Origin of the sequence: Pseudomonas sp. BMS12 (assembly GCF_001592875.1) — a bacterium.
In the GTDB taxonomy this organism is placed as follows: Bacteria; Pseudomonadota; Gammaproteobacteria; order Pseudomonadales; family Pseudomonadaceae; genus Aquipseudomonas.
Window position 1 is genome coordinate 537,688 of the sequence record NZ_LSOF01000005.1, and the last position, 12,478, is coordinate 550,165.

12 protein-coding genes are annotated in these 12,478 nt (G+C 64.7%); 4 read left to right on the forward strand and 8 right to left on the reverse strand.

Translation table 11 applies throughout. The features are described 5' to 3' along the window. Positions 1-10 precede the first annotated feature (10 nt). From atuE to AYB31_RS05930, 3 genes are all read left to right on the forward strand, one after another. Positions 11-808 (forward strand): isohexenylglutaconyl-CoA hydratase, encoded by a 798-nt coding sequence (gene atuE / locus AYB31_RS05920; RefSeq protein ID WP_068826705.1) that lies wholly within the window; start codon positions 11-13, stop codon positions 806-808. A 19-nt stretch (positions 809-827) separates the two neighbouring features. Further along, the gene (locus AYB31_RS05925; RefSeq protein ID WP_068826707.1) at positions 828-2,816 is read left to right on the forward strand and encodes an acetyl/propionyl/methylcrotonyl-CoA carboxylase subunit alpha; all 1,989 of its coding nucleotides are present in this window, start codon (positions 828-830) and stop codon (positions 2,814-2,816) included. A 173-nt stretch (positions 2,817-2,989) separates the two neighbouring features. Further along, a complete protein-coding gene (locus tag AYB31_RS05930; RefSeq protein WP_068826709.1) occupies positions 2,990-3,808 on the forward strand; it encodes an SDR family oxidoreductase in 819 nt (272 codons plus the stop codon). Between the two features lie 26 nt (positions 3,809-3,834). On the opposite strand, the gene AYB31_RS05935 is transcribed toward AYB31_RS05930, so the two are convergent. The 8 genes from AYB31_RS05935 to AYB31_RS05970 all read right to left on the reverse strand — a co-directional run bounded on the left by AYB31_RS05935 (position 3,835) and on the right by AYB31_RS05970 (position 11,371). Further along, positions 3,835-4,350 carry a hypothetical protein gene (locus tag AYB31_RS05935; protein WP_068826840.1) on the reverse strand — a complete coding sequence of 172 codons (516 nt, stop codon included), beginning with the start codon at positions 4,348-4,350 and terminating at the stop codon, positions 3,835-3,837. A gap of 114 nt (positions 4,351-4,464) precedes the next feature. Then, on the reverse strand, positions 4,465-5,292 hold the full coding sequence (locus AYB31_RS21805; RefSeq protein WP_068826711.1) for a hypothetical protein: 828 nt from the start codon (positions 5,290-5,292) through the stop codon (positions 4,465-4,467). Beyond that, a complete protein-coding gene (locus tag AYB31_RS05945) occupies positions 5,289-5,873 on the reverse strand; it encodes an RNA polymerase sigma factor (protein ID WP_068826713.1) in 585 nt (194 codons plus the stop codon). Before AYB31_RS05945 ends, AYB31_RS21805 begins: the two co-directional genes overlap by 4 nt. Positions 5,874-5,972: 99 nt before the next feature. Further along, a complete protein-coding gene (locus AYB31_RS05950) occupies positions 5,973-7,685 on the reverse strand; it encodes a vWA domain-containing protein (protein ID WP_068826715.1) in 1,713 nt (570 codons plus the stop codon). A gap of 63 nt (positions 7,686-7,748) precedes the next feature. Further along, on the reverse strand, positions 7,749-9,179 hold the full coding sequence (locus AYB31_RS05955; protein WP_068826717.1) for an aminotransferase-like domain-containing protein: 1,431 nt from the start codon (positions 9,177-9,179) through the stop codon (positions 7,749-7,751). A 196-nt stretch (positions 9,180-9,375) separates the two neighbouring features. Continuing rightward, positions 9,376-10,179, reverse strand: coding sequence for an OmpA family protein (locus AYB31_RS05960; RefSeq protein ID WP_177332280.1), 804 nt, complete (start codon positions 10,177-10,179; stop codon positions 9,376-9,378). Between the two features lie 2 nt (positions 10,180-10,181). Further along, positions 10,182-10,508 carry a DUF4398 domain-containing protein gene (locus tag AYB31_RS05965; RefSeq protein ID WP_068826842.1) on the reverse strand — a complete coding sequence of 109 codons (327 nt, stop codon included), beginning with the start codon at positions 10,506-10,508 and terminating at the stop codon, positions 10,182-10,184. 23 nt (positions 10,509-10,531) lie between these two features. Continuing rightward, on the reverse strand, positions 10,532-11,371 hold the full coding sequence (locus AYB31_RS05970; RefSeq protein ID WP_068826722.1) for a substrate-binding periplasmic protein: 840 nt from the start codon (positions 11,369-11,371) through the stop codon (positions 10,532-10,534). A gap of 108 nt (positions 11,372-11,479) precedes the next feature. Between AYB31_RS05970 and AYB31_RS05975 the strand changes: the two genes are divergently transcribed. Further along, entirely contained in the window at positions 11,480-12,406 is a 927-nt protein-coding gene (locus AYB31_RS05975; RefSeq protein WP_068826724.1) for an alpha/beta fold hydrolase, read from the forward strand. Positions 12,407-12,478 lie beyond the last annotated feature (72 nt).

Genomic DNA, 12,478 nt, shown 5'->3' on the forward strand with positions numbered 1-12,478 from the left:
GGACGTGACCATGGCCGAACTGCCGAACACCGAAACCCTGCTGCTGGAACTGGTCGAGGGCGTGCTCTACGTCACCCTAAACCGCCCGGACAGCCGCAATGCCATGAGCCTGGCCATGGTCGAAGAACTGCGCGCCGTGCTGCGCGCGGTACGCGGTGACCAGAGCGTGCGCGCCCTGGTGCTGCGCGGCGCCGACGGCCACTTCTGCGCTGGCGGCGACATCAAGGACATGGCCGGTGCACGCGCCAAAGGTGGCGACGCCTACCGCGAACTGAACCGTGCCTTCGGCAGCCTGCTGGAGGAGGCCCAGTGCGCGCCGCAAGTGCTGGTCGCCGTGCTGGAGGGCGCGGTGCTCGGCGGTGGTTTCGGCCTGGCCTGTGTCTCCGACATTGCCATCGCCCACCAGAGCGCCAAGTTCGGTCTGCCGGAAACCAGCCTGGGCATTCTGCCGGCGCAGATCGCGCCGTTCGTGGTCAAGCGCATCGGCCTGACCCAGACCCGTCGCCTGGCCCTGACTGCCGCACGTTTCGACGGTGCCGAAGCCTTGCGCCTGGGCCTGGTGCACTTCAGCGAAGCCGACGACCAGGCCGTGGTCGATCGCCTCGCCACATGCCTGCAGCAGATTCGCCAGTGCGCCCCCGGCGCCAATGCAGCGACCAAGGCCCTGCTGCTGGCCACCGAGACGGAACACCTCGGCAATCTGCTCGACCACGCCGCCGGCCAGTTCGCCGAGGCCGTGCTGGGTAGCGAAGGCGCGGAAGGCACTCTGGCCTTCGTGCAGAAGCGCAAGCCCGCCTGGGCTCAATAACAACAGCAGGAGCACGACGATGCCCGCCTTCAACAAGATTCTGATCGCCAACCGAGGCGAGATCGCCTGCCGGGTGATGCGCACCGCCCAGGACCTCGGCTACCGCACGGTGGCGGTGTTTTCCGAGGCCGACGTCGGCGCCCGCCATGTGCAACTGGCCGACGAAGCCGTGTGCATCGGCCCGGCCCAGGTCAACCAGTCGTACCTGGTGATCGACAACATCATCAAGGCGGCGCAGAAGACTGGCGCCGACGCGATCCATCCCGGCTACGGCTTCCTCTCCGAGAACGCCGACTTCGCCCGCGCCTGCGAGGCGGCCGGTATCGTCTTCATCGGCCCGACCGTGGAAGCCATCCACCTGATGGGCAGCAAGCGCCTGTCGAAGATCGCCATGCTCGAAGCCGGCGTGCCTTGCATTCCCGGCTACGAAGGCGCCGCCCAGGACGACGAAACCCTGGCCCGCGAGGCCCAGCGCATCGGCTACCCGCTGATGATCAAGGCCAGCGCCGGCGGCGGTGGTCGCGGCATGCGGCAGGTAGCAGAGGCCGGCGAACTGGCCGCGCAGATCCGCACCGCCCGCTCTGAAGCGCAAAACGCCTTCGGCTCCGGCGAGCTAATTCTCGAGCGCGCGGTGATCCAGCCGCGCCATGTGGAAATTCAGGTATTCGGCGACCAGCACGGCAACATCGTCTACCTGGGCGAGCGCGACTGCTCGGTACAGCGCCGCCACCAGAAAGTGGTCGAGGAAGCGCCCTGCCCGGTGATGACGCCCGAGCTGCGTAAAGCCATGGGCGAGGCGGCGGTGAAGGCGGCGGCCTCGGTCAACTATGTCGGCGCCGGCACCGTGGAATTCCTTCTCGACCAGAGCGGCGAATTCTTCTTCCTGGAAATGAATACCCGCCTGCAGGTCGAGCACCCGGTCACCGAACTGATCACCGGCCAGGACCTGGTCGCCTGGCAGATCCGCGTGGCAGAGGGCCAACCGCTGCCGCTGAAACAGGAAGAGATCTGCCTGACCGGCCATGCCATGGAAGTGCGCCTGTACGCCGAGGACTCGGCGCACAACTTCCTGCCGCAGACCGGCCAGGTGCTGCGCTGGGAGCCGGCCCTGCGCGACGGCATCCGCATCGACCACGGCCTGGTCGAAGGCCAGCCGGTCACGCCGTTCTACGACCCGATGTTGGCCAAGGTCATCGCCTACGGCGCCACCCGTGACGAAGCCCGGCGCAAGCTGGCGCGCGCGGTCGAGGACTGCGTGCTGCTGGGCGTCAACGGCAACCAGCGCTTCCTCGCCAACCTGCTCAAGCACCCAGAATTCGCCGCAGGCAACGCGACGACCGCGTTTATCGGCGAACACTTCGCCAACGACCCCAGCCTGTCGCCGCAACTACCTAGCGCAGGCGAACTGGCCAGCGCCGCCGCCCTGCTCTATCAGGCCTCGGCCAACAGTCGCGCGCACCAGAGCGGCCTGGCCGGTTGGCGCAACGCCGGCGGCGCACCCTGGCGCTTCGTCCTCAAGCAGGGTGAGCAGCGCTATGCGGTCGAGCTGGAAGTGCTGGAGTCCGGTGCACAGCCGCTGCTGCGTGCCCAGGTCGGCGCAACCCAGGTCGAACTGCGCCTGCTGGCCTGCGACGGCCGCTGGGCCAACCTGGAACTGGACGGCATTCGCCAGCGCCACGCGTATCACCAGGACGGCGAACAGCTCTGGTTGTATGGCCACAGCGGCAACCTGGAATTCAGCGACGTCACCCACGAACCGGTCGGCGGGCAGAACGCCGCCAGCTCCGGCACGGTCAAGGCACCGATGGATGGGGCGATAGTCGAGGTGCTGGTCGGCGAAGGCGAGCAGGTCAGCAAGGGCCAGCTGCTGGTGGTGCTGGAAGCGATGAAGATGGAGCACCCGCTCAAGGCCGGCATCGACGGCGTGATCCGCCGCGTGCAGATCAGCCAGGGCGATCAGGTGAAGAATCGCCAGGTGCTGGTGGAGGTCGAGGCCACAGAGGCCTGACAGCCCTCACCCTGCGCGGGCCGCCCCAACCCTCTCCCGGAGGGAGAGGGAGTTATCCGTGCGCGACCTGAACACCGTACACAACCAACCTCACCAAACAGCCCCCTCTCCCTCCGGGAGAGGGCCGGGGTGAGGGAATACCAGGCCCGACCAGATCAAGAAGAGGTGCAAGCATGTCCCTGCAAGGCAAGACCCTGTTCATCACCGGCGCCAGCCGTGGCATCGGCCGTGAAATCGCCCTCAAGGCCGCCGCCGATGGCGCCAATATCGTCATCGCCGCGAAGAGCGCCGAGTCCCACGCCAAGCTGCCGGGCACCATCCACAGCGTAGCGGCGGAAGTCGAGGCCGCCGGCGGCAGGGCCCTGGCGCTGCAGCTAGACGTGCGCGACGAAGAGGCGGTAAAGGCCGCCATGGCCCGGGCGGCCGAGCACTTCGGCAGTATCGATGCGCTGATCAACAACGCCGGCGCGATCAAGCTGGTGGGCGTCGAACACCTGCCGGCCAAGCGCTATGACCTGATGTTCCAGATCAACACCCGCGCGGTGATGGTCTGCAGCCAGGCCGCCCTGCCCTACCTCAAACAAAGCAAGGGCCATATCCTCAGCCTGTCGCCCCCCATCAACCTCGACCCCAAGTGGTTCGCCAACTACGGCCCCTACACCACCACCAAGTACGGCATGAGCATGCTGACCTTAGGCATGCACGAGGAATTCAAGAAGTACGGCATCAGCGTCAACTCGCTGTGGCCCAAGACGGTGATCGCCACCGCAGCCATCGAGTTCGAGGCCGGCGGCCCGGCGGTGATGAAAGCCGCGCGCCTGCCGGCGATCATGGCCGACGCCGCCTGCGCCATCCTGTCCAGCAGCGAGCGCACCATCAGCGGCCGCCTGCTGATCGACGAGGAAATCCTCCGCGAGCAGGGCCAGGAAGACTTCGAGCAGTACCGCTACGACCCGGCCGGCAAGCTGATGACCGACCTGTTCGTCGACTGATCCCTGCGACCGGAGGCGGTCGCGCTTCAGTTACGGAACTTGAACTGCAGCTCGGCCCCCTCGACCGAATCCCAATAGTTGTCGCTCTTCTCACGATCATGGGTGATCAAGCGACCGTTGAGTTCGAAGGGACCGGGCTCCTTGGGCTTCTCGACGAACATCTCGGGCAACAACGCGGGCTGGGCAATCTCGCCGCTGGCGGGCTCGTCGGGCTGTAGCTGCTCGACCAGCTCTCGCGGCAGTTGCAGATCCAGCTCGGCCGCAGGCAATGGCTTCTGGCTGGCGACCTTGGCCGCCGGCTTGGCTTGACGCTCTGCCGGCTTGGGCAGGCTGGTGTCTTCCACCGCCTTGCTGCCGAGTGCGGGCAGTTTCTTGGGCGTCTGAGCTGGCTCGGGCTCGCCAGGCGGCGGGACGGCTTGAGCGGGGGTTGGCGCAGACACAGTCTGCTTCTGTGCAGGAGGCGCGCTGGGCTCGGGCGGGTTGTCACAGGCCGCCAGCAGGCTCAGCGAGAGCAGAACAATCAGGGAACGAAAACGGGACATGGCAGGCAGGTGCAGCAAAGAGATGCCCCATATGCTCCCCCCTACCCCGCGTTCTGGCAAGCCAGACGCTCTGCTCTGCGCTCTGCACGAGCGCCGAGCAGAGTCTTCAGTGCACTAGTCCTGCGCCGACTCCAAACGTTCGAGCTCGGCCTGCACATCCTGCTGCGGGTACTCCTGGGCCAGGTGCTGCAACAGCTGATCGGCCAGCGCCGGTTGCCCCTCGTGACGCAAGCGCAGCACCTCACGCAGGCGCTCCTGCAGCGGGGTTACCTCCTCGGCCAACGAGCCGGCAAGCCCTGCTGGAGCTCGTCTGGCCTGAGCCTGCGCCATCTGAGCCCTCGCCCTGGCTTGCGCGGCCGCCTGCGCCTTGGCCTTGGCCGCCGCGCGGGCCTCTGCCTGAGCTTCGGGCGACAGCGCAATCGACTCACCCGCCATATCGCTCAATGCCTGCACAGGCGGTGCCGCAGCGGGTTTGCTTGGCTCGGCCTGACGCGGCATCGCGGCCACCGGTGGCGAAGCCGAGTAGGCCGCCGCTGCATCTGCCGCCATTTTCTTGCGCTCTACCTCGGCCTTGTTCTGTTCCATTTCCCGGGCCAGCTTCGGCGCCATCTCACGCAATAGCGGCGCCTGGGCAGCAGCAGGACTCGGCAGGTCGTAGGCGCTGGGCACCTGCTCCTGGGTGCGCAGGGTCAGGCTCAGGCCGATGCCCAGGGTGGCCAGGCTGGCGAAGGCCACCGACCAGCGAGTGCGGCTGCCGGCGCCGAACAGCCAGGTATGCAGGCGCTGGGCGAAGCTCGGGCGTGTTGCCGGCGTGCTCGCGGCCTGGCGCGCTGCGTCGAGGATCAGGGCGTCCAGCGCCGCCGAGGGCTCGCCCTGGCTGTGCCGACGGTAATGTTCCAGCAGCTCGCGCTCCTGCGGCAGTTGGTTGTCATGCGGGCTCATGCGGATACCTCCTCGGCCGCAGCCGGATCGGCCAGCAGCCGACGTAACTTGTTCAGCGCGTAACGCAGACGGCTCTTCACCGTCTCCGCTGGAGTACGGGTCAGCTCGGCGATCTCCGCCAGCTCCAGATCGCCATGGGCGCGCAGCAGGAACACCTCGCGCTGTTCTTCGGGCAGGTCGGCCAACGCCGCCTGCAGCCGCTCCTGGTCGCGACTGAGCAGCAGCTGTTGCTCGGGACCCGGGCCCGGATCGGCGCTGGCGTGCTGCGCCTCATCGTACTCATCGAGCTTTCCCTGGTGACGACCGCTCTTGCGCCAATGATCGATCAGACGATTACGGGCAATTTGATACAGCCAGGTCTTGAACAGCACCGCCTCGCGTTGTTCGCTGGCGCTGCGGATCAAGCTCATCCAGGTGTCCTGAAACACCTCCTCGGCCAGCGCGTGATCGCCGCACAGACCGAGGAGGAAACGGAACAGGCCGAGACGGTGGCGCTCGTAGAGCATGGCGAAAGCCGCCGCGTCGCCCTGGCGATAGCGCCGCAGCAGCGCGGCGTCATCGTCTTGCAGTGGTAGGTTCAAGCAGGTTTGCTCATTCATTTGAATGGAGGGCCAGGCAGAAAGCGAAGCGCCCCTGACCAGGCGCTTCGCCGCAGATAACGACAAGGCGGCGCAAAAGCCTCAGGGCTGCTTTGCATGGTCCTCCGGAGTTTGCAGGCTTTGCGCCAGCTCTACCAGCTGCACGAACTCGCCGCGCAGGCCGAACGGGTCCTCGCCCTTGGCCCCTCGCGCCAGCTTGGCACTGTCGGCCAGGCCGAAGTTGCCGGTGTACTTGGCATCCTTTAGCTGCTGAGCGAAAGCGGCCACGGCGGCGGCGAAGCGCAGATCCTCGCTGGCCTGGGCAATTGGTGTGGCTTCCTCTCGGTTGATCGGACGTTCGATCAGCTTGCTCGCCCCGCCCTCCGGCGCCTTGTAGCGCAGACGCAACCAGGCGATCTCGCCAGGCTTGCCCTGCTCCTTGGTTTGGGCATAACGCAGCGGCTCCAGCCAGCCCTTGGCGCCCACCGGAACCACTTCGTACAGGGCGGTGACGGTATGCCCGGCGCCGATCTCGCCGGCGTCAACCTTGTCGTTGCTGAAGTCCTCGCGCTTCAGGGCGCGGTTCTCGTAGCCGAGCAGACGGTATTCGCTGACCTCGGCCGGATTGAACTCGACCTGGATCTTCACATCCTTGGCCACGGTCGCCAGGGTCGAGCTCATCTGCTCCACCAGCACCTTGCGCGCTTCGCGCAGGTTATCGATGTAGGCGTAGTTGCCGTCGCCGGCGTCGGCCAACTGCTCCATCAGTTGCTCGTTGTAGTTGTCCGTGCCGAAGCCCAGGGTGGTCAGTGATACGCCGGTCTTGCGCTTGTCGGCGGCCAGCTGCTTGAGGGTCTCGAAGTCACTGATGCCGACATTGAAGTCGCCATCGGTGGCCAGCAGGATGCGATTGATACCGCCCTTGAGCAGGCCCTTCTGCGCCTCCTGATAGGCCAGCTGGATACCGGACTCGCCAGCGGTCGAACCGCCCGCGCTGAGCTGCTCGATGGCCGCGCGAATCTTTACCTTCTCGCTGCCGGAGGTGGACTCCAGCACCACGCTGGAGGTACCGGCGTAGGTCACCAGGGCCACCTGATCCTGCGGGCGCAACTGATCGACCAGCAGCTTGAGGGTGGCCTGCACCATCGGCAGGCCCTCGCGGCGGTTCATGGAGCCGGACACGTCGACCAGGAACACCAGATTGGCTGGCGGCAACTCGACGGCATCCATCTCCACGGCCTTGATCGCTACCCGCAGCAGGCGGGTTTCGGGGTTCCACGGCGTGGTCGCCAGCTCGGTGGCAACGCTGAACGGCACGTCACCCTCGGGTTTGGGATAGGCGTAAGGGAAGTAGTTGACCAGTTCCTCCAGGCGCACCGCGTCCTTGGGCGGCAGGCTGCCGCCGTTGAGGAAGCGGCGCACGTTGGCGTAGGCGCCGGTATCGACATCAATGCTGAAGGTCGACACCGGTTGCTGGGCCACGGCCTGCACCGGATTGCTCTCGATCTGCTGATACTGTTCGCGGTAGACGTCCTGGTAACCGAAGCCGGCGCTGTCGGCCAGCGGCGCAGCCGGAGCAATCATCGGCATGCCCTGGGGTCTGGCCCTGTGCGCCTCCATAGCATGCACCGAGCGCTTCGCGGCGTAGGCGGCATCGGTAGCGGCCCGCTCGTGCAGCGCCTCCTGCTTGACCTCGGGCGCGGCCGGCTCTGCAGCCGCGCCGGGATCTTCCTGGGAGGCACTGCAAGCAGCCAAAGTCAGCGCCAGGGTGGCGCCGAAACCGGCAAGCAGAGGTTGGGTGGTGATGTGGTTCATGGCGGCGCTCCTCGGACGAAAAAACCATTCGCCTGGGTAGACGGTGCCGCCGCCGGATTCGGGTTAAGGGTTTTCCTGGCAGAGCTGCTTGGCCAGCATGCCGAGGGTCATGATCGCCCGCTCGGACTCACGATTCCACGGCACGCCACAGGTCAGACGCAGGCAGTTGTTGAACTGCTCGGTGTTGCTGAAGATCAGTCCCGGCGCGATGCTGATGCCCTGCTGCAGCGCACGCACATGCAGCTCCTGGGCACTTACCTTGCCGGGCAGGCTGACCCACAGGATGAAGCCACCATGCGGCCGCGTCATCTGCGTACCCTCCGGGAAGTGCTGCTGTACGGCCAACTGGTAGGCCGTCATGTTCTTGCGATATTCCAGGCGGATATGCCGCAGGTGGCGATCATAACCACCGTTCTCCAGGTAGGCGGCCACGCCCATTTGCGTCACGCTGCAGGCCGAGTGAGTGCTGAAGGTCTGCAGACGCTCCACCTCCTCCTGGTAGCGCCCGGCGATGATCCAGCCAATGCGCACACCCGGCGACAGGGTCTTGGAAAAACTCGAGCAGTAGATCACCTGATCCTCGCGGTCGTGAGCCTTGAGCGCCTTGCTACGGCCCGGCTCGAACAGCAGCTCGCCATAGATATCGTCCTCGATCACGCGGATATCGTGGTCGGCGGTCAGGCGCAGCAACTGCTTCTGCCGCTCCTCGGGAATGCTGCCACCCAGCGGGTTGGACAGGCGCGCGGTCAGCACCAGAGCCTTGATCGGCCACTGGTTGGCGGCCAACTGCAAGGCCTCCAGACTCAGCCCGGTGGTGGGGTCGCTAGGAATCTCGATGACTTTCAGCCCCAGCACCTCGGCCAGCTGCAGCAGGCCGTAATAGGTTGGCGACTCGGCGGCGATCAGGTCACCCGGCTTGGTCACCACCCGCAGCGCCATGTGAATGGCGTCCACGCAGCCGTGAGTGATCACCACTTCGGAGGGGTCCACCACCACACCGGCATCACGCATGCGGATCGCCACCTGGCGGCGCAGCGGCTCGTAGCCCGGGCTGAACATGTAGCTGAAGGCGCGTGGGCTCTGGAAGCGGGTAACCTTGGCCAACTGCTGATGCAGCGAGCGCACCGGCAGGTAATCGACATGCGGCACGGCGGCGCCGAGGGGAAATACCCCTTCCTGGCGTGATTCGGTGAGTACCTGACTGATGATGCTGCTGCGGGTGACCAGCGCCGGACGCTCGACCCGGGCGATATCAGGGGTCGGCGCAGTGAGCCCGGCGGTCTGATGCACGTAGAAGCCGGACTGCGGCCGGGCGCGGATCAGGCCCATGTCCTCCAGGTTGGCGTAGGCCTGCAGCACGGTGGCATGGCTGACGCTGAGCTGCGAACTCATCTTGCGCACCGAGGGCACCCGCTCGCCCGGCTGGTAGACACCACGACGAATATCCTCGGCCAGTTGCTGGGCGATACGCTGATAAAGCAACAAACTGGTCATTTCGAGGTTTCCTCCGCAACTGGACCGTTACAGTAGCCAAATACAGTTCACGCTTGGCGATACAGTCAGGTTATTTGCCGGCAGTACAGTTTTGACTGTTTTAGCTTAGTCCCTCTTCTGATCACCTTGCAGTCAACCTTGGTCGAACAAAAAACCCCGGGCCTGGGCACCGGGGTTTCTGTCTTGCAGCAAGGCCTCAGCGATCTGCGCTGAGATGCCCTTGCTCGTCGGAAATCAGGATTTCCACACGGCGGTTCTGCGCCCGGCCCTTGGCCGAGGCATTCTCGGCCAGCGGGTGTGCTTCGCCGTAGCCCTTCACGTCCAGACGTTTGCCATCGATACCGAGATCTTTGAGTACGTCAGCCACGGCCTGGGCGCGGGCACGAGACAGTTCGAGGTTTTCCGTGGCATCACCGCGGTTGTCGGTATAACCCTCGATACGCACAGTGCGACGCGGGTTGATTTGCAGAAACTGCACCAGCTTGAGGATGGTTCGGCTGGCAGAGGCCTTGAGCTCGCTGCGGCCGGCATCGAACAGCACATCCCCGAGGGTCATCACCAGGCCACGGTCGGTTTCGCTGGCGGCCAGACTGACCATCTGCTCTTCCATCCACTGGCCCTGCTGCTGGGCGCCGAGCAACTTGGCCTCGCGCAGTGCCAGCTGCAGGCGCTCGCGCTGCAGATCGAGCCTGGCCAGACGCTCCTGATTGAGATTGAGCTCGCTGTGCTGACGGGCAATCTGGCTATAGCGCTGACTGAGGTAGGCGTAGTGAATCACATCATCTTCGCTGCCCCAGTAGCTGGACAGCCGTTCGGCGCGGGCCAGCGATTCGCCGGCGCGAATCACGTCCTTGGGTGCGCTGCGCAATACATCCGTATCTTCCTTGACCTGCTGGAAGCTGGCTGTAGCCTCATCAAGCGCCAGCCGCCCCTGTTGGCTGGCGCAGCCGGTGAGCAGAACACAGAACAGCAGCAGAGCATGGCTCGGGGTCATCCTCATGCTCACGGCAACTCCCCCAACTGCGTGCGCAGACGCGTGATCTGGGTATTCAGCTCGTCCAGCTGACGCTGGCTCTTCTGGTTGAGCAGCATGGCCTCGGCCAGGCGCGCATCCAGCTCGGCCTGCTCGGCGAATACACGGGCACGCTTGTAATCGGCCTCACCCATGTTCTTCTCGGCGCGGGCCAGTTTCTTCTCGGCCAACTGCATTTCTTGCAGCTGTGGGCCGGCGCCGACCGCACGGGCCTGCTCGACCGCCTGTTGGGTCAGACGCATCTGTTCCTGCGGAGCAGGGTCATTGGCGCAGCCGGCCAAAGCCAGCAGCGCCAGGGCAAGGATGTGGAGTCGGTGATTCACTGCGGATCGTCCTGCTTTTGCGGGGGTACGGCGGTTTGCAACTGCTGGGCTTTCCAGCGCTCCAGGTTGCGCTGCAGGAGGGTTTCCGGCAGGCCTGCGGAGGTCAATTCTGTCATTTTTTTCGCCAGCTGTCCGCGCAGCCAGGCGTCGTTGCAGGCCGAGTTGTGCGACAGGGTCAGGAACAGGCCCTCACTGGAAATCGGCGGTTCCAGAGTCTCCAGGCTGTCCAGCATGCCCAGCGTATCGGCCAGGGCCATGCCGGGGTAGCGCTCATAGAGCACATAGTCGGTACGCCCCAATAGCAGCTTCTGGAACGCCTGGGTCAGGCTCGGCACCTCTTCAAGGTTGAGGTTGGCCTTGGCATAGCTGTCGAACTGCTGGCCGAAGCTGTTGTTGACCAGCGTACCGCCGGTGCGTTCGCGCAAGTCTTCCCAGCCGCTGTAGGGGAAGACCTTGTCCTTGTTCACCCAGACCACGCTGGGCGTATTGAAGAAGGCCGGATGCACGTAATCCATGGTTTCCAGGCGCGGCAGCGTGAGGAAGGCACCCGCCAGCAAATCGACGCGGCCGGTACGCACTTCGTCCTGAGCCCTGGACCAGGGGCCGGTGTGAATGATTTCTACCTTCACCCCCAACTGCTCGCCGATCAGGGTCAGCAGATCGGCGTTGGCCCCGATCAGATGCTGGGGGCTCTGCGGGTCCCGCCACAGATAAGGCGGGTACTCCGGATTGCCGGTAGCCACCAGACGCTCACATTTGCCGACTGCTCCGGCCAGGCCGGAGACAGAAAGGAAGGTCAGTAGGGAAATGACTTTCAGCGACACAAGCTCACGCATCTAGAGTACCGGTTGCTGGTTCATGTAACGAGTCGCACCCACCGACTCAAACCTGTTCATGCTAGCGTAACAGGCGGGCTCAAGAATTATTAGCGATAAGGATTCGCCATGAAAAAACTGCTACTTGGACTGATTCTGCTACTGGCCGCAACGGCGGGCACACTGTACCTCTCTCCGCCCTTGCTGATCGGCAGCATGCGCTTCGTAGAACGCCAACTGGCAGGGCTTTCGCCACGAGAAGTCCAGGTCGACGGACTGACCATACACTACTATGAGGGCGGTCCCGCAACAGGCGAAACCCTGTTGATGATCCACGGATTCGGCGCCAACCGCGATAACTGGCTGCGTTTCGCTCGCCCCTTCACCTCCCGTTACCATGTGATCGCCCTCGACCTGCCCGGCTTTGGCGAAAGCAGCAAGCCGGATGCCCTGTACGACGTGGCGACCCAGTCCGAACGCCTGCATGCTTTCGTAAAGGCCTTGAAGGTCGACAAACTGCACCTGATCGGCAACTCGATGGGCGGTCATATCGCCGCACTGTATGCGGCGCGCTACCCCGAACAGGTACTGAGCGTCGCTCTGTTCGACAACGCCGGCGTCACCTCGCCACACAAGAGTGAGATGTTCGCGATGATCGAACGCGGCGAACCCAACCCGCTTGTCGTACGCCAGGCCGAAGACTTCGGCAAATTGATGGAGTTCGTCTTCGTCACCCCGCCGCCGCTGCCCGACGCCCTCAAACAGCACTTCGCCGAACAGTCCATGGCCAACCAGGCCCACTACGATGCGATCTTCACCCAGCTGCGCGAACGCTATGTGCCACTGGAACCCGAACTGCCGAAAATCCAGGCGCCGACACTGCTGCTGTGGGGCGACCAGGATCGCGTGCTGGACGTCTCCAGCATCGACGTAATGAAGCCGCTGCTGCGCAAACCCAGCGTGGTGATCATGAAGGACTGCGGGCATGCCCCCATGCTCGAACGCCCGGAAGAAGCCGCCCAGCACTATCAGGACTTCCTCGACGGCAAGCTGTAGCCATTGCCCAAACAAAAAACCCGCTCGATGAGCGGGTTTTTTATTGTCTGCTAAAAATCAGCAATCTCCGCC